The following is a 22,392-nucleotide window of genomic DNA, read 5'->3' as shown; positions in this document are numbered from 1 at the left end:
TTCTACTTTCGCGCGACGGCTTAGCTGCTCAGTTGCGACGTTATGATGTTCTTGCGCTTGACGTGTTTCAGCTTTTGAATATTGACTTCCTTCTGCTCTTTCCGGACGTTCATCCGTTCTTGCCGGTCCGCCTTAGCGAGCGTTAGCTTTAGCGCATCCAGTCTGGCGGTTGGCTCTTGAAGTATGCGACGCAGAAGTGTTTCGAAATGCTCCGACATGCGGCCAATGGTCGCGCTATCAAACAGGTCGCTGTTGTACCGCATCGAAGCGGCAAGCGATTCCTGCGTCTCGATTATCAACAACACCACGTCGAGAGTGGCTGCCCGGCGTTCCAGCGCCACCGACTCCATAACAAGTCCCCCAGGATTCATGCGCAGCCCTGTCTCGGCCGCCACAAATGGAGACGCGCCTGGTTGCGCCATTCGGTGGGGCTTGTCGAGCACGAGCATCGCCTGGCACAGCGGTGGGCGGCTGAGTTCGCGGGGCGGCCGCAGGCGCTCAACCAATAGAACGGTGGGGTAATCCTGATGCTCGAGAGCAGACAGCACGGTGTGGCGAACCTGGCCAAGAAATGCCGCGAACGCAGGGTTCCCGCAGAGATTCGCCCTTAAGACTGCGGGGTTCGTAAAAAGGCCGACGATACCTTCGAACTCGGCCCGGCTCCTGCCCACCATGGGAGTTCCCACCAATAGGTCTTCCTGGCCGCTATGGTAGGACAACAGTACCTGGAACGCCGCGAGAAGCACCATGTACAGCGTCGCTCCATGAGCCTTGGCGAGAGCCTTGAGCCCGGAGCTCAGCTCCGCGTCCATAGTGAAGTCGTGCGATGCCCCTTGATAAGTCGGAAACGCGGGACGCGGCCGGTCGGTCGGAAGATTCAGTACCGGTAGATCCCCGGCCAATTGCTCCCGCCAGTATGCCCACAGCCGCTCTCCATCCGGGCCTGCCAGCATTTCGGCCTGCCAACGGACATAGTCAGTGTATTGCAAATCAAGAGGAGGTAGATGGGCCTTCACGCCGGCGCTTTCCGCCGGGTATAGGACGCCGAGTTCATCCAAAAGTATTGCCAGAGACCAGAAGTCGATCGCTATGTGATGCACGACCAGCAGAAGAATATGCTCCCGTGCCGACCGCCTGATCAGGCTCACTCGTAGCAATGGCCCTCGTTCCAGATCAAACGGGCGATACGCTTCCGCGAGCAGTCGGGCCTTCAGTTCGTCGCCGCTCCAGGTCGAGCCGTCCACTTCCTCGAAGCTGACCTTCAGGTGTTCGTGGACCTGCTGGACCGGCTTGCCGGCGTGTGCGGGAAAAGTAGTGCGAAGCGAAGGATGGCGGTCGAGCAAGCTCTGCAACGCGCGTCGCAGTGCCGGAACGTTTACCTCGGACGAGATGTGCGCCGCAAAATTGACGTTGTAAACCGCGTTCTCCGGCGCCAGTTGATAAAGAAACCAAATGCCCTGCTGATTATACGAGAGGGGATAAATTAATTTGGAGTTGCTCGCCTGCTTGCGAAGAAGCTGGGCAAGGAGGGCCCGCTTTTCGCCAGGTGAAAGATCGGCGATTCGCTGTGAAATGCTGCTATTCACTTTTCACTGACTTCCTGTTTGGCCAACAGCTCAGTGAGCAACGAATTCACTTCCTCATCCGAATACTGGTCAAGATTCTCCAACAACTGGTCATCGATGCCGCCGTTTCCTTGCTGCCCTTGGAGATGACCATTTGCCGAGGCGAGAGGCGCTGATGAGCCAGGAGTCTCGGACGTAAGCAGATCAAGCAGTTGCGGCACAGCCTGTTCGACGCTGGGTCCCGAAAGAAACGTGACCATCGGCACGTTCACTCCCAGTTCTACCGCGATCCGGTTCTTCAACTCGACTGCCATCAAGGAGTCCAGTCCCAGATTGCTGAGCGGTTGCTGTACGTCCAGCTTGGATACTGACTGCCCTAGCACACGAGCCACTAGCTCAGTCAAGTAGGACTGGATTAACTGGAGGCGCTCCGCTGGTTGAGCGGCAAGGATCGTATTCCTCTTCTCGCCGGGATGACCCGCCTGGGCTAAGGTGTCGGCTTCCTCACGTGCTAGTTCAGAGAGCAGCGGTGACTCTGTTCCCGCCGGATAAAACTGGCGATACAGCGCCCAGTCAACGGGCACCGCCGCGACCTGGGTCGAGCCTTGACGTAGCAGTCGTTCCATCACTTCCAGCGCTTGCGCGGGTGCGATGCTCCTGATTCCCGCCAGCGCGAGGCGCGCGGCAAGGCGCTTTCCTCCGGGCGTTTCCGCGAAGCCCAATCCGCTCCACGCTCCCCAGTTGATGCTCAGCGCCGGTTTGCCCAGGGCTCTTCGATGATGAGCCAGCGCATCGAGAAAAGCGTTTGCTGCCGCATAGTTCCCCTGGCCAGGCTGGCCCAGGAGGGAACCCGCGGAAGAAAAGAGTACAAAAAAGTCCAGGGGGTCGTCTTTGAGGAGCCGATGCAGCAGCCAGCCGCCGATCATCTTGGGCCGCAAAACCGAATCCAGTGCGGCTGCGTCGAGCTGCACCAGCAGTCCGTCCTGCAGTACTCCCGCCGCATGCACTACGCCTCGAATAGGCGGCCAACCCTCAGCTCGAAACTCATCTAGATAGGCGCGTAACTGTCCCTCATCAGCCACATCCACCGAAGCAAGATGAACGCACGCTCCCAGGGCTTCCAGCTCACGAATCGCGGCAATTTGACGGGCCAGCCGGCTTTCCGCTTCGGCTGAGTTCCATCGCGCGCGTGGCGGAAGCTTGGTGCGTCCCATAAGGATCAACCGCCGGGCCCCTTGCTCCACCATCCAGCGGGCTACCGAAAGGCCTAGGTCTCCCAGTCCACCGGTGATCAAGTAGCAGCCGTCAGTGCGCCAGCTAAGGGGAGCGGGCTCCGTGGCCGAGCGAGGTTTGCGGATCAAGCGGCCTGCGTATCGCCGACCTTGCCGGAACGCAATCTGATCCTCTCCGTCTGGAGCGGTGATTTCTTTCCACAACTGATGAGCGGCGTCCTTGGCAACCGAAGGCCCGGGTTCCAGGTCCATCAGTCCTCCCCAGAACATGGGATGCTCCTGAGCGACAACGCGACCCAATCCCCAAAGCGGCGACTGGGCTGGGTCCAGGGGCAAGGTCTCTTCGCCGGCTGATTGAGATCCCCGCGTGATCAGCCACAAGCGGGGTAAGTGATTCCGTTCGACCCGAGCCAGCTCCTGGACTAACTGTAAGACACTGCTACAGCCAAGAGTCTGAGCTGTCTTCAGCGAAGTTACGGTGCTCTCCTCTGGAAGAGGAGCATCAAGACTCCAGAGATGGACAACCGCGCGGCAGATTGGCTGATCGGGCGCCAACACCGCCTCGAGGAGCTGTCGGATGTCCTCCGGCCGTCGAGGATTGATGCGAAAATGCCGGCCGTCCGTGCGCTCGTACGATTCACCGCGAGTGACCAGAACGCTGCCGTCTCCTTGTGTCTTGATCAGTGCTTCAAGCTTTTCTCCGACGCCGCTGCTGTCCCCAAAGATAAGCCAGTTGCCGCTAGTGGCTGGCGCGGACCCTTCCGGGGCCGGCTGTTCATCCGGACGCTCTCTTGGCTGCCACTGGAATTCGTAGAGCCAGTCGTCCAGGTTCTCATCGGCGGCACGCTTTGTATCGCTGCCGATGCTATCGAAGCGCAGTCCGACAATTTCGACCGCCACATGGCCAGTTTCATCCAGGAGCCGCACGTCTCCCTTGATGCTGTAGGCGTCGGGTGCTTGCAGATGGGCGTGACTCCATAGATGCAAACCCTGGCCACCATGGACCCGAATCTCATCTATATGAGTGGGCATATAGGTGCCCTGTTCGTCGTTTCTCGTCGCCTGAGCGGCTACACCCGCTCCAAGGGTTTGAAAGCAAGCGTCCAGAAGGGCCGGATGGAATTGACAGGCGTCGAACTCTCCATGCGGTCCATCGGGGACTTTCACTTCACCCAGCATTTCTCCGTTGCATCGCCACAACTGAGTGATGCTCTGGAAAGAGGGGCCATAGTCGACACCACTTTCGCGAAGCCTCATATAGTAGTCCTGTCCGGAGATCTGTTCCGAGCATCGAGCCTGGACCTCCGCGAGCGCTTCCTGCTCGATGGCCGCGGGAATTCCATTGTCTGGCTCAGGACAAACCTTTGCTGTCGCATGTAGCGTCCACGATCGATTGGCTTGCTCTACATCGTGCGGGCAACTGTAGATATGAACGGATGCCGCCGCGTCGGCGCCGGGAGAGAGGATCACCTGGAGCGTCCGAGTTCCGCCGTCGGGGATGAAGAGCGCCTTTTGAAATTCCACATCTTTCAGCACAAACGACCGCGACGGAAACGCCTCAGTGGCGGCCGCCAACGCCATCTCCACGTAGAGCGCGGCGGGGAGTACCGCGAGTCCTTCGACGCGATGGTCATCCAGGTAAGATAGCGCGCTCCTGTCCAGAGCGCTCTCCCAGAAGTGGGTTTCCGTTTGCGCCGATTTGAAATGCCGGCCGAGAAGAGAATGCTTCTCCGCGCCATCGCTCGAGACGTACTGCGATCGCGATTGACCACCGACCTCGCCTGCTGGCGTGTCCATCCAACAACGCTCCCGCTGCCACGGGTAGGACGGAAGCTGAACGGATCGTCCGCGCTGGGGATAGATGCGGCTCCACTCGATTGGATGTCCCAGGGTGTAAAGCATCCCCAGCGACCGAGCCAACACTTTGCCTTCGTCTTCCTCGCGCCTTAACGACGCGATTACCGCGCCTTCTATCCCGGCATGACGAAATCCCTGCTGAATGCTACTGAGGAGAATAGGGTGCGGACTGACCTCAAGAAAAATGTCATGTCCATCTTTCAGCAACTGCTGAACCGCAGTTGAAAAGAGCACAGGCTCTCTGAGATTCCTGCTCCAATAGAGCGGGTCGAAGCTCAAGCCGTCGGCAACCTGGCCGGTTACTGTCGAGTAGATCGGCACCGATGCGGGTCGGGGCTGTAGTCCTTCCAACGCGCGCTCCAAATCAGCGCGGATCGGCTCCATCTGCGGACTGTGAGCGGCAAAATCAACCTTGATCATTTGGCAGAAGATGGCTTGATGCTGCATTCGACTCACGATTGTTTCCAGCGCCGCGGGATCTCCTGACAAAACCGTCGAAGTGGGACCGTTGCTGACGGCGATCGATACCCGATCTTCATAGCCGGCCAACGCGCGCCGCGCGTCATCGATCGAAAGCTCCACAGCAGCCATTGCTCCGCGACCAATAGTCGGCTTCACAAGACGGCTGCGGCAGCATATCACCCGCGCCGCATCTTCGAGGCTTAGCGCGCCCGCGACGTGAGCGGCCGCGACCTCGCCCATGCTGTGGCCCACCACCGCGTGCGGCTCGATACCCCATGAACGCCATAGCGCCGCAAGCGCCACCTGAATCGCAAACAGGGCTGGCTGCAGAACGTCGACTTCGTTCAGCCGGGAGTCGGCCGCATCGGTGCTTGTGAGTTCTGCAAGCAAGGACCAGTCTCCGTGGGGCCGCATCGCGCGGTCACAGCGTTCCACGGCTTCTCGAAAGGCCGCTTCCTGCTGCAAGAGCGTTCGCCCCATCCCAAACCATTGGGAACCCTGCCCTGGAAATACAAAGACCAGTTTTCGCCGGCGATCGGAAAGCTTGCGGCCAGAAGACAGTTCTGGACAAACCTCTGCGCGGATAAAAGTCTCAAGCCCATCCGCCAGTTGCGCTGCTGAATTGCCCGTCGCGGCCAGCCGGTACTCGTGATGACTTCGCCGCGCGCCAGCCGTGTAACAAATGTCGTAGGGCGGCGCCGTCAACTCCGGATCAATCAGGAAATCGTGGTAGCTTCGCGCGAGAGATTCCAGAGCCGGCGCGCTGCGTGCCGACAAGGGCAGCAGGTATGTGCACGTGGCATCGCGATTTGCGTTCTCGCGCTGCGCAGCATGCATTTCCGAATCGAGGGTGGGAGCCCCTTGCACAACCACATGGGCGTTGGTTCCACCGAAACCGAATGAACTCACCCCGGCCAGCAGGGCTGTATCCGGCAGCGCAGGCCATGGGCACAGCGTCGTGTTCACGCGCAGCGGGAGCTGATCGAAAGGAATATGAGGGTTGGGTTCCTCGAAATGCAGGCTCGGTGGGATCTCGCGATGCTGAAGCGCCAGCGCCACCTTGATTAATCCAGCGATACCGGCGGCGGCTTCGAGGTGACCCAGGTTGGTTTTGACCGAGCCAAGGAGACACGGGCGCTTAAGAGGACGGTCGAGAGCAAGCACCGCGCCCAAGGCTTTCGCCTCGATTGGATCGCCAAGCAGTGTGCCCGTGCCATGGGCCTCGACGTATTGAACGTCGCCCGGCGAGACCGCGGCCCACCGATAGGCTTCTCGCAGAACCGCTTCCTGGGCTTGAGGATTTGGCGCCATCAGGCCGTTGCTGCGTCCGTCCTGATTCACGGCACTCCCGCGAATGACGGCGTAGATTGGATCGCGGTCGGCCAAGGCTCTCGATAGCGGTTTCAGAACAACGACCCCGGCGCCCTCGCTGCGAACGTAGCCGTTGGCTCGCGCATCGAAGGCTTTGCAGCGCCCGTCGGGCGCCATTGCTCCCGCCTTCGTGAAATTGATCGTAATCGCCGGCGACAGGATCAGGTTCACGCCCCCGGCCAATGCCAGAGTGGACTCTCCGCTTCTCAGGCTGCCGCAGGCTTGGTGGACCGCAACGAGTGACGATGAACAGGCAGTGTCGATCGCAATACTCGGTCCCCGGAAATCAAATACGTAGGAGATACGGTTGGCTGCAATACTCAGGGCATTGCCCGTCCCCGCGTACGCGTCAATACGATCCAGATCATTGAATTGAATCCGGCCGTAATCGTTGTTCGAGATGCCGATAAACACGCCGGTGGGCGTGCCCGCGAGATGCTCCCGCACCTGTCCGGCGTCTTCCAGCGCTTCCCAGGCCAATTCAAGCAGCAGGCGTTGCTGCGGGTCCATGCGTGCGGCTTCTCGCGGCGAGATACCAAAGAAGTGCGCATCGAACTGCTCCACCTGCTCAATAAAACCACCCCAGCGCGTGACCATTTTGCCCGGGGCCGCGGGATCGGGATCGTAAAAATCGTGCAGGTTGAAGCGTTGCGCGGGAACTTCCCGGATTGCATCCACTCCGTTGCGAAGTAGATTCCAGAAAGCTCGCGCGTCCTTTGCGCCAGGAAAGCGGCAGCCGATCCCAATTATTGCGATCGCTTCGGCATTAGCCTCCCGAACCCGGCTCACCTCGGCGGCCGGCTGCGACGGGCTTGATGAGTCCGCCAAGCCGCGGGCGAGAGCTTCGATGGTCGGAAACTCATATGCCAACTCGGCCGGAAGCTGTCGTCCCAGCCATTCTGCGAGTTCACCAGAGAGACTGACCAGCTCCGTCGATCCCAGTCCGTAGCTGGCGAATGGTTCCCCGACGTCTATCTCGTTCGCTTCGATTTCCAGCAGTTCGGAAAGTTTGGATACCAGCCAGGCCTGGATCGCTTCCGCGCCGGGTGCGGGATTGCCCTTCTCGCGGCGTCCATTTTGCTCCGCGTCATGCCGGATAGTGCCGTCAATTTGATTTCCGGCCATTACTTATTCTTCGCGTACTGTTCCAGCGTCCCGTCCCGAAACCTGGCTTCGCAAACACGACGTTGAACCTTGCCGGTGGGAGTCTTCGGAATGCTTCCAGCCTTGAGGAGCACGACCTGATGGACTCGCACGTCATGCTCTTCTGCGACCGCGCGGCGAATGGTCCGAACCACCGCGTCGAGGTCCGCTGGAGACCGCCCGTTCCGGTTGCTCGCGTGTGAATGATCGCGCGATTCGCCGTTGAGCTGGTGCTGCTCCGGTTGGTAGCGGCGCTCCACTTCGGCTGCGACGATCAGACGTTCGTCGTCGGCGACATCGACTGAAAACGCGACGCAACACCCCGGCCGTACTGCCGCATGGCTTTGTTCGACCGTGAATTCGATGTCGTTGGGGTAAAGGTTGCGGCCGCCGATGATGATCAGATCCTTCAGCCGGCCGGTGATAAATAGCTCGCCGTCTCTCAAGAATCCCAGGTCTCCGGTGCGAAGAAACGGCCCCTCACCAGTATCTGCGAGGTAGGCGTGGAAGATGCGCTCGGTTTCCTGTGGCCGGTTCCAATAGCCCTGAGTCACGCTCGGACTTGATACCCAAATCTCCCCGACTTCATCGGGCGCGCAAGCGGTCATCGATTCAGGATGGGCGACAACAATCTTCGTATCGGCCATCGCGCGCCCACATCCAACCAGTGTCCGTGCATTCTGCGCGGCGTCCGAGGCCTCCGCGACGCCGTTGTGCTCGAGCGCTGCCACCCGCGTTGTGCAGAGAACGGGCTCCTCTTTCAAAAGTCCGCCCGAAACGATCAACGTGGCTTCAGCGAGGCCGTAACACGGGTAGAAGAAGTTCGGTCGGAAACCGCAGGATGAAAAAGCCGCGGCAAACCGTTTCAGAGTGTCCGCACGGACCGGCTCGGCACCGTTGTAGGCCACCTTCCAACTGCTGAGGTCGAGACCGTGGCGCTGCTCCGGAGTAATCTTGCGAGCGCACATTTCATACGCGAAATTGGGGCCTCCACTAATCGTGGCTTTGTAGCGCGAAATAGCCTGAAGCCACCGCCACGGCCGCTGAAGAAAGGATTGTGGGGGCATGAGAATGCACTGACGTCCTCCTCCGCATATGGGTTGGACAATTCCATTGGTAAGTCCCATGTCATGAAACACCGGCAACCATGTCACTGATACAGTATCCGGCGCAATCTCGAATGCCTGGCTGATGTGGGCTGAGTTCTGGATAAGGTTCTCGTGACTGACCATTACGCCCCTCGGTAATGCGGTAGAGCCCGAAGTGTATTGGAGCAAAGCCAGCGTGTTGCCGGTCACCGCAGGGTCCTGCCATTCATCCGCCGCGCCGCCGATAACCTTGTCGGTGGCCAACCAATGCAGCGTTCGTAGCTCGGGAGCTTGCGCGAACAAGCCTTCAACTTTGGAGAGGATCGATGACGTGGTCAGCACGAGCATCGGTTGAGCATCGTTTGCGATGGTGCGAAGCCTCGGGACAGTCCGCTGCGGCTGGGCCATATTCGGCGGAGGCAGCGGAACGGCAATTACCCCAGCATATAAGCATCCAAAAAAGCCGGAGATGAACTCGAGACCTGCCGGATACAGCAACAGTGCGCGCTCCCCCCTTGCTCTATAGCTTTGGAGCAGCGCACCGATAGCCCGTGCCTGCCTGTCCAATGCCCCATAAGTCAGATGCGCTCCTTCTATTTCTCCGTCAACCAGGTAAGCGTACATCCGCTGCTCCGGCTGCTGGAGCGCGCGCCAGCGAAGAAGTTCGACGAGATTAGAAACTTCGCCGATTCGACTGTCAGCCGTTCGATTCATCTGTAGCTGTGCGGGGAACTCGCTAGGCAACGCGCATGTTCGCGGCTTTATTTTGTTGCTCCACACGCACAAAGAGGCACCGCGCCTGGCCAACAACCAGATGTTCCCACTCAAATCGGGCCAGCCGCTCGGCGACCCCTGGTCGCGAAACTCTAAGGAGGATCATCCCGTTTCAGTCACATGTGGATTCTCACCAAGGATCGATCCTTTTCTCATTTGGACGCGGCAACGGTCGCTTTGTTCGCTGGTTGCCACGTCGCATCCGGATCGTACGCCGCCATCGCTCCGGCTATCTGGCCGGTATTGGGACCGAGGTCCTTTTGATAGACCTGACCGTCCTGATTGACGATGAAGGTCATCACTCCAGAGTCGCGATAGCTGGCAGGATAGGCAAGCAGCGCGAATCCTCCGGTCATCTTGCCCGCGACGATATAGCTTTTGGCGCCACCCGGCGCGTTGGCTCCTTGACTGGTCAGCAACCGGTAAAAGTAGCCGTGGAAGGGATGCGGTTGGCCGGTGTGCTGATAGCCTTCGCTAGCCGCTTCAGCGACCAGGGGACCGAGAGGACTGTCCGGCTGCGCGCCCGCCTTGACCTCCCAGTATAAGCCGTCCTGCGTTCCTGCCGTGCTACGGAACCTCTGAGCGTATTGATGCTCCGAGGCACCGTCGTGCAGCGCGCCGTAATAGTCTCGCTGGGCGTCGGCGATCGCACCGCAAACTTTGATCACGTCCAGTTCATTGGAGCCGATTCGCCGAAATAAAATCTCCTGCCTGCCGTAATCAGTGTCGAAGTACCACTGCGATCCATTTTGCCGCAGCGGTATCGGAGTCGGCCAATTCTCGGCGCCTATGTAGAGGAAGGTTCGTCCATCGGCAGCGCCGGCAAACTGATGCGACGCACGATACTTGGCGGCAAAAGTATCGTGTCTTTCCTTGTCGGCGACCGGATCGCCGGAGGAAATCAGGTCCCCTGCGGACGGCCCCAGAATCGCCAGCATCGCCGCCTCATCGTTATTCTGTGCGGCTACGGCGAAAGCGTCGGCCGCCTCCGCAGCCGAACTGAAGGTCTTCTGGCCGGACTCTTGTGCCAAGGCTGTCCGGGCGCTGCAAAACCCAAGTACGAAACAGACCGACAGGACCCACAGAGCCAGCCAAGCGGCCGTGCTTCTTCGATTACCATCTATTGGTTGACGCATTGCTTCTTCCCGCGATCGACGATTAGCGCCCATGACTGCCGCCTCCACCGCCCCCAGCATGCCCGCCGCCGCCTCCACCGCTGGCATGTCCGCCTCCTCCGCCAGCGCTGGCATGGCCGCCGCCTCCGCCACCATAGCTGGTCCGCCCGCGAGTGCTCGCAGCCCAAGTGTCGTGCGCGGAAGGATAGCCGCCGAACCAACCAGGGTGCGAATAGCCGCCGTAGCCCCGGTAGACGTTGGTCGAGTAGTAGCCCGGTCCCCCGCCCCACCAACCGCCACCGCCTCCCCATCCGGGGCCGTAACAACCCGCCACCAGAGTTGCGAAGAGCAGCGCTCCGAGGATCGTCACTTTCCGACTGCCGATAATTCCCATTTTCATTTTGACCGCGATTTCCATTTTACCCTCTGATTTCAACTCGGCTTATAGCCCCGACCGCTTCCCACGGCAAGAGTTTGCGCGGTTTTGGTTCACGGTGTTTCCAATCGATTGCGCACAAACTTCTTCCTCACCCACGTCATTATCTGACCCGCGATGGCAGCATCGCGACCCTCCGCAGTATGCCGCCAAAGAGCCACCGGGTCAGATGCCCTCGGTGAACAGCAACCAGGAATAAAGGGCCTGCTCGAGCAAGCGGGCGTTGAAAATAAATTTATCGCCACGGATTGTTCAAGGAAAGGAAATCTTGCGATACGTTCCCGGTTTGGTTCTTTAGAGAACCACGCCTTGGCTATCTGGATGTCAAAAATCCATGGCCTTGCGCTATAACTCAGCTAACGTAAGGATTGCTAATTGATCCCCGGCGCCGCGCGTTTCTGACCGAATATTAGTGGGATTTGAGCATGGCTCTACTAAGCATCGAGCGTTTCCAGCATCAAAACCAAGGCCGCCGCAAGGCAGGGTCGCGCGCGAATGTCGCGCCCAGGCGAGATATCATTTAATTTGTTGATGCTGCTCACAGCATACGCCGCCTGCAAGACCGGCTGCAACCAGCAGTAGGCCCGCCGCATTAAGGAGCAATACTGATGAAATCGATTGTATGGCTGGGTACACTGCTCGCGTTGCTAGGGATTTTGGGACTAACCATCCCGGTATTTACAACCTCAGAAACCAAGGACGTTGTAAACCTGGGCGCTCTTAAAGTCCAGAGCACCGAGCAATCTACGCACGTGGTTCCTCAGGCTTTGAGCGCCGGCGCGCTTGTCTTAGGCGTCGTTCTCATCGGCGCAGGGCTTTACCAGAGGCGCTGACAGTTAGCGCACTTGTTCTAATTCGATCTCTATGGAGGCTTGCTTATGTTGCTCCTGATCATCTTATTGATTTTGCTCTTCGGTGGCGGCGGTGGCTATTATGGTTACCGCGGTGGCTACTACGGCCCGCGCGGAATGAGCTTGCTGACCATCGTGCTGATCGTCCTGGTGATCTGGATCGTGATGGGTGGCGGGTTCATACGGTGAACGTTGTCGATCTAAGGAGAAGTATCATGCAGCGACTATCGTGGATGTGGATTAGGTACAGTGTCATGGCTGTGGTGCTTGGCGCTGCGCTGGCCGCGCCGGCCGGGGCGGCGACCCCGGACGCCTGGATCACCACCAAAATCAAACTGGCCCTGTTGACCACCGAGGGCGTGAGCGCGACGGCCATTAAGGTGGACACCATCGCCGGCCAAGTCACTCTGTACGGCAAGGTGCACTCCGCCGAGGAGAAGGCGAAGGCCGAGACTATCGCTCGGAAAGTCGACGGCGTTAAGGGCGTGCGCAACCTGCTACAGGTGGTCGCCCCGCAGCATGAGAAGGCGATGCAAGTGTCTGATGACAACCTCAAGCAGCGGGTCGAACAGGCGTTACAGGCCGATCGTTCACTCAAGAGCAGCAATATCGTTGTGCAGTCCGTGAACCAGGGCGTCGTGCTACTGGGCGGCACGGCAAAAACCTTGAGCGCTCACCTGCGCGCCGTCGAGGTTGCGGCCGCGGTGCCAGGTGTCCGCCGGGTCGCCAGCGAGATCCAGAGTCCCGACACTCTGGCCGATGCGGAGATCTGGCGCGCGCCCACGCCGCAGCCGCCCAGGTCGGGATACGGAGCTTGGGACACCGCCCGCGACATATGGATCACGTCGGCCGTGAGGGTGAGCTTGCTGGCCGATAGCAACGTTCCGGGACTCGAAATCGATCTCGACTCGTGGGACGGGGTGGTGACGCTGTTCGGGATTGTGTCCTCACAGGACGCGAAGGGCGCCGCTGAGGCCGACGCCCTCAAGGTGGACGGAGTCAGGCGCGTGGTGAACGAACTGCAGGTGGTGCCGAGCGCGAAGCAGCAAGCTGTGAACGCGAGTGACGACGAGCTACAGCACGCGGTCAGGAAGGCTCTCGACGAGCATGAGTTCAGAGGCGTCGGCCTGGAGATGAGGAACGGCGTCGCGCGGCTGACTGGGACCGTCCCAACCGGGGCGCGGAACCTGGAGGCGGCAGTGGTAGCGCGCTCGGTTCCGGGCGTGCGCGCGGTCCAGGACGATCTGCGCCTGCGGGATTAATCCAACGCGGCAGCGCCTCGGCTTATCGTGACCGGACGAGCAGCGCAGATGTATTTGGCGAACCTTAACGCTGGCCAGCAATGGCCTTGACCAAGAGGAGTACAGTGTAATGAGCGGAACGAGCGACAAGATCAAAGGCCGTGTGAAAGAAGCAGTTGGGGCTTTGACAGATGACAAACGTCTAAAGAGGGAAGGGAAGCTCGACCAAGCCACCGGCAAGATCAAAAAGACCGTGGAGCGCGTGGTCGACAAGGCAAAGAATGCTGTGAACAGAAACGTCTGACAATCTTGTGTGCTGGAGGTGTTTTCCGGACTTTGGTGCCCCGGCCGGGAATCGAACCCGGACTTGAGGTTCCGGAGACCTCCGTGATGTCCTTTTCACTACCGGGGCGAACGGCGCCGCAGACGCAAGCACTATATCAAGGAATCGCAGCTGACAAGAAAGCGCGATGGATTGACGCAAAAGGATTCGCGCGCCAACATCGCGGCGATGGCGACAAACACCGACACCGACTCTGGGCGGCTGCTGCGCGAGCAATACAAGGACGGCTCCAACCTGTCGGCGCGGATACGGCTGCATCAGCGCTTCAGCACCAATCGCTACGGGCTGATGCGTTGGATGTTCGATTGTTTTCGGATTCCTGAAAACGCGAGCGTACTCGAGCTCGGCTGCGGCACCGGCATATTGTGGCGCAGTTCGGTGCAGGTTCCTGCGGGATGGCGCGTGGTTCTAACCGATATGTCGGGCGGGATGATCCGCGAAACGCGCGCCAACCTCGCGCGGCTGGGCCATCCGTTTACCTTCGCACAGGCCGACGCGCAGGCGCTTGCGTTTCGCGACGCATCGTTCGACGCGGTGATCGCGAATCACATGCTCTACCATGTGCCCGACATTCCACGCGCTCTTGGCGAGGTTCGGCGCGTGCTCAAGCCGTCAGGGTTCTGCTATGCGGCCACGATGGGAGTAGCGAACATGCGAGAGATCGACGAACTTGCGGCGCGCTTTTTTTCGGTCCCGCGAATGACGGAAGCGACTGCGCGATTTGGCCTCGAGAGCGGCGAGGCTTACATGCGCCGGGCTTTCGGCGAGGTGAAGCTCGAACGCTACCCCGACTCGCTGGTTGTGACCGAAGCTGCGCCGTTGATGGACTATATCTGCTCGATGCGCGTGCGAAGCAGAGTCACCAACGAACAGATTGCCGACTTGCGGCGGCATCTTGAGAATGAAATCGCGGCGCGCGGCGAAATTCGAATCAGCAAGGATACCGGGATGTTCATCGCGCGGCGCTAGTCGCGGGTCGCGCGTCGAATCTGCGCGTTCATCTGTGGCGTGCTGCGAAAATCAAGCAAGTATTTCTACGCTGAGGCCTTGGTCTCACGAAGCATCTCGGCCTGGCGCCGGTCGGCTTCCGGCCGCGCCTGAGCAATCGCTTCGATGAGCTGTTCATGCAGCCGGCCGTTGGTCGCCACGATATTCGCGCCGGCAAGGTCAAGCTCGGAGGCGTCCATGTTGCTCACGCGTCCGCGTGCTTCCTCGACGAGGATTGCGCCGGCTGCCACGTCCCAGGGGCGGAGCCCGAACTCCCAGAATCCATCGGTGCGTCCCGCCGCGACGTAGGCGAGATCGAGCGCGGCTGACCCGGTGCGTCGCACGCCTTGCGCACGCGTCATGAGTTCTTCCCAGAAGCAGAGATAGAAGCGCCGGCGTTCGCGCCGGTCGTAAGCGAATCCGGTGCACAGCAGCGCGGCGCAGAGGTTTGGCGTCGTGCTGACGCGAATCGGCTTGCCGTTCAAGCGCGCGCCCTGTCCGCGCTGGGCGATGAAGCATTCTTTTTTCAGCGCGTCGAAGACTACGCCGAACTGCACGCGGCCGCGCCGTTCGTACGCGATCGATACGCAGAATTGCGGATAGCCGTGCGCGAAGTTGGTGGTGCCGTCGAGCGGATCGATAATCCATCGATGGTCGCTTTGATGCGCGCTGGCGCCGCTTTCCTCCGCGAGGATCGCATGGGTTGGAAACGCGCGATGGATCACATCGATGATTGCGGCTTCCGATTCGCGGTCGGCTTCGGTGACAAGATCTATCGAGTTCGACTTGCGATTTATTGTTATTCTGCTGAGCCGTTTGAGATGGATTCTGCCGGCGGCACGCGCGGCGCGGAGCGCAACCTGTTCGATTTCATTGTTCACAGCTTTGGAACGATATTACTCGCGGGGGGAAGCGTCCAGCGCGACGCGCAGATCAATCGACAACGCGCGACACGGTTTCGCATCTACCAGCGCGGCGTCTCGGCCAGGCCCACGCCGAGCGCGACCTTGCCGAGCAGCTCGCGCGCGCGGGCGTTGGACAGGGGATGATTCGGGCCGGCGCGAACGTCGCGGTAGTAGCGCTCCATGGGAAATTTTTTCAGCATCCCGTGCGCGCCGACGACCTCCATGCAGTGGTCAACCGCGCGTATCGCGTTGTTGGTCGCGACATACTTCGGCATCACGACTCGCGCCAATCCCGTCTCGCCCTTGAATGAATCGCGATCGCGAATGTAGTCGCGGGCGACGCCGAGATAGAGCGCGCGCGACTGGGCGATCAGCGCTTCGGCCTCGGCGATGGCGAACTGAACGCCGGGCAAATATTTGATCGTCCGCGGCATTGCGAGGGGTTTGAGGCGGCCGGCAAATTCTTTGGCGAATTTCAGCGCGGCAATCGCCACGCCGGTATAGGTCGCGGCGACGGAAATACCGAACCATGCAAACAGCGAAATCGCCTGGTCGTTGACGGGACCGATGGGCCGCGATTCCGCCATCGCGATCGCGGGCACGCGGACATCTTTGATCACCAGGTCGTGGCTGGCCGTCGCCCGCATCCCCATCGCGTCCCAGGTTTCGACCAGCTCGAAGCCGGGAGTGCCGCGCGGCACGACGAAGGTGGCGGCGGCGGGGGGATTCGAGTCCTCGATCGTCGCCATAACCATGAACAGATCGATCACGGGTGAGAGGCTGGTGAAGGTTTTGCGGCCGTTGAGAACATAAGTCGCGCCGTCGCGCTGCGCGCGGGTGGCGAAGTAGCCCCAATCGCCGCCGGTCTCGGGTTCGCTGATACCGCCGCCGAGGATTTGCCGGCCGCGCCCGATAACGTCGAAGAACAATTCCTCCTGCGGGCGGCCGGTGGCGCGTTCGACCATGCTGCCGATGCCGAACAGATGCATATTGATTGCGATCGTGGTCGCGGCGCATCCCTGCGCGAGCTGTTCCTGGCAGAGCGCAAAATCCTCGAGGTCAGCGCCGAGTCCGCCGTATTTTTCGGGAATGACGAGCGCGGTGTATCCGGCCGCTTTCATTTTATCGACGTTTTCGACCGGGAATGAATTGGCGCGGTCGTGTTCGCCGGCGCGAATGGCAAAGTCGGCCGCGAGCTCCGCTGCGAGTGGCACAAGTTTATTGCGTCGATCAGACATCAGTTGGACTCCGCATCGTCAAAGTCGGTAGGGCGGCAGCATTTGGGCCGCATCCGCGAAACAAAAAAATCAGCTCGGCAAAACAGTGCCATGAAAGCGGAGCGCGGCGAAACCGGCCTACTTGCCGGCCGGAGTGTCCGCGGGAGCGTCGGCAGCGGGGTCGAAAATACCGCCGACAGGCGCGGGGGCCGCCTGCGCCCTCATGAGGCGTTGCGCATACGGCATGATCGTCGCGAACAGATCGACTTGCGAGTCGAGTGTTTTGCCCAGTCCGCTCAGCAGACCCATCATGCGGCCGACAAGCAAAACGTCGGCGGGGACTTCGACCACGGGATTGGCGCGAATCGCACGCGGAAGCTCTTCCGAGAACTCTTCGACCAGGTCCTTGTCCGCGTAAGCCTTCCTCGCCTTGATGGTGTTGCCGAGAAACAAATCGGAAAATGCCAGCAGCGTGTCGGGCGAGCCGGTGCGCGTGCGAAAGCCCAGCTCTGTGAATGCGGCGACGATTCCATCGCGATTCGAAGTAAGGATCGAAAACGTCAGCCGCACGATGCCGTCGCGGAACGCGGGCGGAAAATCCTTGGCCAGGCCGAAGTCGAGCAGCACGATCCGGGGGCCGGGCTGAACAAGGATGTTGCCGGGATGCGGATCGGCGTGGAAAAAGCCGTCGCGCAGGACCTGGTCGCAGAAAATCTCGATCAGTTTCTGCGCGACCGCGTGCTTGTCGATGCCCGCCCGCTCGAGCGCGTCGACATCGGTGACCTTGATTCCTTCGACCAGTTCCATCGTGAGCACGCGTCGCGTGGTGAACTCGCGATAGACCTCGGGGACCATCACGCCGGAATCCGCGGCGAAGTTGCGGCGCATCGTTGCGGAGTTGTCGGCCTCGTGATCGAAGTCCAGCTCCATCGGGATGTACTTGAGCGCCTCGCGCATCAGGATCCGATAGTCGAAGTCGTGCTCGAGCTTCGCGAGCCATCGCAGCACCAGCGTCATGTTGCGGAGATCGGCGCGGACGATCCCGTCGATTCCCGGATACTGCACCTTGACCGCGCATCGACGGCCGTCGTGAAGGCGTGCCTGATGCACCTGCGCGAGCGATGCCGACGCCAGCGGCGCGGGATCGAACTCGGCGTAAACGCCCTCGAGCGGCCGGCGGAGTTCGCGCTCGATCTGTTCGCGGATCATGGCAAACGGCCGCGGCGGGACGCGATCGTGCAGGCCGGAGAGCGTGGATACCCACTCGTCGGGAAGCACGTCGGCGCGAGTTGCGATGAACTGGCATGCCTTGATGAGCAAACCTTCCAGGCGGATTGAAGTGCGGTTGAGAGCTTGCGCCGCGCGAAGATCCTGGCGGCGATAGAGTTCGGCCTTGTTGCGATCGCTGACAAAGCGCGTCCAGAGCTGGGTGCCTTTGTAGCCCGCGTACACGCGCGCCGCGAGCGATACCACGTTGGAAAAGCGCCACGCTCGCGTCGCGAGTCCGGGTTCGGGCACGTCGGCGGGAAAATCGAAGCTGCGGTCGATGCTCGGGTTGCTCATGCGGACCAGGGTTCAGTCTCGTCAAGTGAAGGTTAAATCCTATGTTATGCGTGCGATTCTGAGAACAGCGCGCCCGTTTTGCTCCGTGAGAAGCGGCTTGACTGATGATTAGCCGCTCAATTACTCTGGCGCCATGAAGCCGAGTGGTGATGTACGTCGCGTCCTCCCCGATTCAGTGAGGTTCCTCGTGAATTGAGACGGACATCGATACTTGGCTCTAAAAAGCCTCGGGCGCTTGAGAGCCCCGGGGCTTTTTCTTTCGGCGCGGGATACTGGGCGGGGAAATTTCCGTGGAAATCGCACGACCGCATGCTCCGACTATTCGTGACATCATCCGCCGCTACTACACGGTATGGGGTCTGTACTCGTTCGCCGGCGGGTTTCTGTTCGGCGTCTATCCGATCTTTCTGCGTTCGCGCGGGCTCAACCAGTTCCAGATAAACAGCGTACTGGCGACGTACTTCGTCGTCCTGTTTCTGACCGACGTGCCCACCGGTGCGTTCGCCGATCTGCTCGGCAGGCGCCGCTCGTACGTGCTCGGCGCATCGCTGCGGGTCTGCGCGTTTCTCCTGTACTTCCTGGCGCATCATTACTACGTGTTCCTGATCGCCGAGAGCATCGACGGTATCGGCACGACATTCGGCAACGGCGCGATTGACGCTTGGGGGGTCGATGCGCTCGATGAGGCAGGGTACGACGGGCTCAAGGACCGGCTGTTCTCGCGAATCTCGCAACTGACGACGCTGGGCTTCATGGGATCGGCGATGATCGGCGCGTACGTGGCCGACATCGATATCGCATGGCCGTGGCTGCTCGGCGCAGCCGGCTATCTGGTCAGCGGTGCGGTCGGCGCATTCCTGATGCACGACGAGCGTCCACGCGCCAGGACAGTCAGAATCGCGGCGATCCCGCGGCAGGTCGCCGCGAACGTGGGCGACGGCATCCGCGCCGGACTGGGCGCGCATACGGTCCTCATGCTGAGTGTGGCGGGCGCAGTTACATTTGCGGCGTGGGCGCCGTATTGGATCGAATGGCCGGTGATGTTCAACGAGAGGCTGGCGGTTGGCGTGTGGATCGTCGGCTGGATCTATTGCGGTCTGTCTGCGGCGCGACTGGTCGGCGCGGAGGTAAGCGCGCGGATCCGGGGCGACGAATCGAAGCGCGCCGCCCGCGTGAGCATGCTGGTTATCGGAGCGAGCGCGATGCTGTTCCTGGCGGGGCTGTTCGGCGGACGTCCGTTGGTTTCGCTCGCGATGCTGTTCGTGATGAATCTGTTCACGGGGGCGATGATGCCGGTGGTTCAGGGCTGGTTCAACGAGCAGATCGAAGCGGGCAATCGCGCGACGCTGTTGTCATTCAACTCCACGTTCCAGACGATGGGTGGCGCGATGGGATTGCTGTTTGCCGGGCGAATCGCGGATACGGCGGGGATACCGTTCGAATGGCAGATCGCGGGGCTGATATCAGTGTGCGCGGCGCCCGTGTATTGGGCGACGCGCCGGCGCGCGAGCGAAGAGGCCGCGCTGGCGCGCCCGGCGAAGTGATCCGAGTCACGGGGGTGTCGCACTGACGCGCCGCCTGCGCCACCGCGTTACGCGCCTACTAGCGGCGCAGCCGGGCGTCCGTTAAAACTTATAGCTCGCGCATTTAGCGGACGCGGAGTCCGCGCATAATCGCCAACCGCAAGAGTAAAATGGATTTTCCACGAATAAAACGGCTGCCACCCTACGTCTTCAACGCGATCGGAGAATTGTGCCTCAAGGCGCGGCGAGCCGGCGAGGACATTATCGATTTCGGGATGGGAAATCCCGACGAGCCGACTCCCCCGCATATCGTGGCGAAGCTGATCGAGGCGGCCTCCAAGAACGCCAACCATCGCTACTCGGTCTCGCGCGGTGTGTACAAGCTGCGGCTTGCGATCTGCGATTGGTACAAGCGGCGCTACGGCGTCGAACTCGATCCCGATTCGGAAGCGATCGTTACGATCGGATCGAAGGAAGGGATCGCGCACCTGACGCTGGCGATTCTCGACCAGGGCGACGTGGTGCTTGCGCCGACGCCGACGTATCCGATTCATCAATACGGATGCATCATTGCCGGCGCGCAGGTGCAGGGCGTCCCGATCCGGCGCGGAGAGGAATTTTTCGACGAGTTGATGGCGGCGGTGAATCGATGCTGGCCGCGGCCCAAGTTCCTGATCATGAACTTCCCGCACAACCCGACCACTGCGACCGTCGATTTGCACTTCATGCAGCGGGTGGTCGAGTTCGCCCGCGAAAACAACATCATGGTCGCGCAGGACTTCGCGTACGCGGACCTGTGCTTCGACGGTTACAAGGCGCCGTCGATGATGCAGGTGGCGGGCGCCAAGGATGTCGGCGTCGAGTTCTTCACCCTGTCGAAGAGCTACAACATGCCGGGCTGGCGGGTGGGCTTCGCGGTCGGCAATCGCGAGATGATCGCGGCGCTGGCGCGGCTGAAATCGTACTTTGACTACGGGATGTTCGCGCCGGTGCAGGTCGCCGCGATCGCGGCGCTCAATGGACCGCAGGAGTGCGTCGCCGAGATCGTCGCGAGGTACAAGCGGCGGCGCGACGTGCTGGTGGACGGACTCAACCGGGCCGGCTGGCCGGTGGAGAAACCCAAGGCGACGATGTTCGTGTGGGCGCCGATCCCGGAGCCGTTCCGCGCGATGGGTTCGCTGGAGTTCGCGAAGTTTCTGCTGGCTGAGGCCAAGGTCGCGGTTTCGCCGGGGATCGGCTTCGGACAGGACGGCGACGGATTCGTGCGCTTCGCGCTCATCGAGAACGAGCATCGCACCCGCCAGGCGCTCCGCGGAATTCGTCACGCACTGAGGGCCGGCCACGCCGATATTGGGGTGCGCACGGCCAGCGCCTCATAAGGGCAATCGCAAAAATGAGCGGGAACAAATTGAGACCGATACGGATTGCTCTGCTCGGATGCGGTACTGTGGGCGGCGGCGTGGTGAAGCTGATCCTGCGCAACCGCGACAAATACGAACGCATGCTCGGCGCACCGGTTCAGTTGGCTGCGGTGGCGGATCTGAGGGTCAAGCTCGTCGCCGCGCTTGGGGTGCCGGCGAAATTGATTACGCGCGACGCCGCGGCGGTTGTCACGCGTCCCGATATCGATATCGTGGTCGAGCTGTTTGGCGGCCACGAACCAGCCCGCGCACTGATCATGAAGGCTCTGGCGGCGGGCAAGGACGTCGTTACCGCGAACAAAGCTTTGCTCGCAGAGCATGGCGGCGAGATTTTTCGCGAGGCCGGCAGGCGCGGCCTGGCAGTCGGTTTCGAGGCAAGCGTCGGCGGCGGTATACCGATCGTCCGCACCCTGCGCGAGGCACTGGCGGGCGATCGCCAACGCGCGGCTTATGGAATCGTCAACGGCACCTGCAATTCGATACTCACCACGATGACGGAGGAGGGCGTCGAGTTTGGCGCCGCACTCGCCGACGCGCAGTGTAAGGGCCTGGCCGAGAAGAACCCCGCGCTCGATGTCGAGGGGCATGATTCGGCCCACAAACTTTGCCTGCTGGTGGCGCTTGCCTTTGGCGTGATGGTGAAACCGGCGCAGATTTATACCGAAGGGATCACGCGGATTACGCAGGCGGACATCGCGTACGCGCGCGAGCTTGGCTACGCGATCAAACTGCTCGCCATAGGCAAGGATGACGACGGCGCCATCGAGGCGCGGGTGCATCCCACGATGATCCCGCAACGCCATCTGCTGGCCGGCGTCGGCGGCGCGTACAATGCGATCTATATCCACGGCGACGCGCTCGGCGCGACAATGTATTCCGGGCTCGGCGCGGGCGAGATGCCTACGGCGACGGCGGTAATGGCCGACATACTGGAAATCGCGCGCCATCGTCTGGCCGAAGGCTCGGCGCGAGCGCACGCGTTTGGATTTCCGATCCACCTGATGAAGGGCGCCAGTGTCAAGCCGATGGACGACGTGGTATGCGAGTATTATCTGCGGTTCATGGCGCGCGATAAGCCGGGGGTGCTCGGCGCCATCGCGTCGGTGCTCGGCAGTCACGGGCTTTCGATCGCGTCGGTGATCCAGAAGGGTCGCGGAACGGCGCAGACGGTGCCGGTTATCATGCGGACCCATGACGCGCCCGAGCGCGGCCTGAAACGCGCGCTGGCGGAGATTCGAAGGAAGAAAATCGTGCAGTCGGCGCCCGCGTTTATCCGAATCGAGGAGAAGCTCTAGGCG

The 22,392-nt window shown here is 61.0% G+C and carries 16 protein-coding genes and 1 tRNA gene; 8 read left to right on the top strand and 9 right to left on the bottom strand.

Annotated features, from left to right (window positions below):
• Positions 1–20 precede the first annotated feature (20 nt).
• The 5 genes from ABR989_RS08920 to ABR989_RS08900 form a co-directional block, all read right to left on the bottom strand.
• Entirely contained in the window at positions 21–1,586 is a 1,566-nt protein-coding gene (locus ABR989_RS08920; RefSeq protein ID WP_428127671.1) for a condensation domain-containing protein, read from the bottom strand.
• Positions 1,583–7,612 (bottom strand): beta-ketoacyl synthase N-terminal-like domain-containing protein, encoded by a 6,030-nt coding sequence (locus ABR989_RS08915; RefSeq protein WP_428127669.1) that lies wholly within the window; start codon positions 7,610–7,612, stop codon positions 1,583–1,585. The genes ABR989_RS08920 and ABR989_RS08915 overlap by 4 nt, the downstream gene beginning before the upstream one ends.
• Positions 7,612–9,432, bottom strand: a complete 1,821-nt coding sequence (locus tag ABR989_RS08910) for a fatty acyl-AMP ligase (RefSeq protein ID WP_428127668.1) — start codon at positions 9,430–9,432, stop codon at positions 7,612–7,614. The genes ABR989_RS08915 and ABR989_RS08910 overlap by 1 nt, the downstream gene beginning before the upstream one ends.
• 212 nt (positions 9,433–9,644) lie before the next feature.
• Positions 9,645–10,523, bottom strand: coding sequence for a DUF2950 domain-containing protein (locus tag ABR989_RS08905; protein ID WP_428127666.1), 879 nt, complete (start codon positions 10,521–10,523; stop codon positions 9,645–9,647).
• A 127-nt stretch (positions 10,524–10,650) separates the two neighbouring features.
• The gene (locus ABR989_RS08900) at positions 10,651–11,007 is read right to left on the bottom strand and encodes a hypothetical protein (protein WP_428127665.1); all 357 of its coding nucleotides are present in this window, start codon (positions 11,005–11,007) and stop codon (positions 10,651–10,653) included.
• A 644-nt stretch (positions 11,008–11,651) separates the two neighbouring features.
• Here ABR989_RS08900 and ABR989_RS08895 point away from each other — a divergent pair.
• The 4 genes from ABR989_RS08895 (at position 11,652) to ABR989_RS08880 (ending at position 13,439) form a co-directional block, all read left to right on the top strand.
• A complete protein-coding gene (locus tag ABR989_RS08895) occupies positions 11,652–11,876 on the top strand; it encodes a hypothetical protein (protein WP_428127663.1) in 225 nt (74 codons plus the stop codon).
• 45 nt (positions 11,877–11,921) lie between these two features.
• Positions 11,922–12,083, top strand: coding sequence for a DUF3309 family protein (locus tag ABR989_RS08890; RefSeq protein WP_428127661.1), 162 nt, complete (start codon positions 11,922–11,924; stop codon positions 12,081–12,083).
• A gap of 65 nt (positions 12,084–12,148) precedes the next feature.
• Positions 12,149–13,156 carry a BON domain-containing protein gene (locus ABR989_RS08885; protein ID WP_428127660.1) on the top strand — a complete coding sequence of 336 codons (1,008 nt, stop codon included), beginning with the start codon at positions 12,149–12,151 and terminating at the stop codon, positions 13,154–13,156.
• Positions 13,157–13,265: 109 nt separating this feature from the next.
• On the top strand, positions 13,266–13,439 hold the full coding sequence (locus ABR989_RS08880) for a CsbD family protein (protein ID WP_428127659.1): 174 nt from the start codon (positions 13,266–13,268) through the stop codon (positions 13,437–13,439).
• Positions 13,440–13,472: 33 nt separating this feature from the next.
• Here the strand turns inward: ABR989_RS08880 and ABR989_RS08875 are convergent.
• Positions 13,473–13,547: transfer RNA gene (locus ABR989_RS08875), tRNA-Arg, on the bottom strand.
• Positions 13,548–13,610: 63 nt separating this feature from the next.
• On the opposite strand from ABR989_RS08875, the gene ABR989_RS08870 reads away from it, so the two are divergent.
• Positions 13,611–14,447 (top strand): class I SAM-dependent methyltransferase, encoded by an 837-nt coding sequence (locus tag ABR989_RS08870; protein ID WP_428127657.1) that lies wholly within the window; start codon positions 13,611–13,613, stop codon positions 14,445–14,447.
• Between the two features lie 65 nt (positions 14,448–14,512).
• Here ABR989_RS08870 and ABR989_RS08865 read toward each other — a convergent pair whose 3' ends face one another.
• From ABR989_RS08865 to ABR989_RS08855, 3 genes are all read right to left on the bottom strand, one after another.
• Positions 14,513–15,346 carry an inositol monophosphatase family protein gene (locus ABR989_RS08865; protein ID WP_428127655.1) on the bottom strand — a complete coding sequence of 278 codons (834 nt, stop codon included), beginning with the start codon at positions 15,344–15,346 and terminating at the stop codon, positions 14,513–14,515.
• Between the two features lie 83 nt (positions 15,347–15,429).
• Entirely contained in the window at positions 15,430–16,608 is a 1,179-nt protein-coding gene (locus ABR989_RS08860) for an acyl-CoA dehydrogenase family protein (protein WP_428127653.1), read from the bottom strand.
• A 117-nt stretch (positions 16,609–16,725) separates the two neighbouring features.
• The gene (locus tag ABR989_RS08855; RefSeq protein ID WP_428127651.1) at positions 16,726–18,150 is read right to left on the bottom strand and encodes an ABC1 kinase family protein; all 1,425 of its coding nucleotides are present in this window, start codon (positions 18,148–18,150) and stop codon (positions 16,726–16,728) included.
• A gap of 290 nt (positions 18,151–18,440) precedes the next feature.
• Here ABR989_RS08855 and ABR989_RS08850 point away from each other — a divergent pair, with 290 nt between their 5' ends.
• The 3 genes from ABR989_RS08850 to ABR989_RS08840 all read left to right on the top strand — a co-directional run bounded on the left by ABR989_RS08850 (position 18,441) and on the right by ABR989_RS08840 (position 22,389).
• Positions 18,441–19,694 carry an MFS transporter gene (locus tag ABR989_RS08850; protein ID WP_428127649.1) on the top strand — a complete coding sequence of 418 codons (1,254 nt, stop codon included), beginning with the start codon at positions 18,441–18,443 and terminating at the stop codon, positions 19,692–19,694.
• 128 nt (positions 19,695–19,822) lie between these two features.
• Positions 19,823–21,052 (top strand): alanine transaminase, encoded by a 1,230-nt coding sequence (gene alaC / locus ABR989_RS08845; RefSeq protein ID WP_428127725.1) that lies wholly within the window; start codon positions 19,823–19,825, stop codon positions 21,050–21,052.
• A gap of 14 nt (positions 21,053–21,066) precedes the next feature.
• Positions 21,067–22,389, top strand: a complete 1,323-nt coding sequence (locus ABR989_RS08840; protein ID WP_428127648.1) for a homoserine dehydrogenase — start codon at positions 21,067–21,069, stop codon at positions 22,387–22,389.
• Positions 22,390–22,392: the final 3 nt, after the last annotated feature.

This window comes from Binatus soli (SeqCode) (assembly GCF_050015535.1).
Taxonomy (GTDB): Bacteria; Desulfobacterota; Binatia; order Binatales; family Binataceae; genus Binatus; species Binatus soli.
The sequence above is the reverse complement of the archived record's forward strand: the minus strand, read 5'-3'. Positions and strand labels throughout refer to the sequence as shown.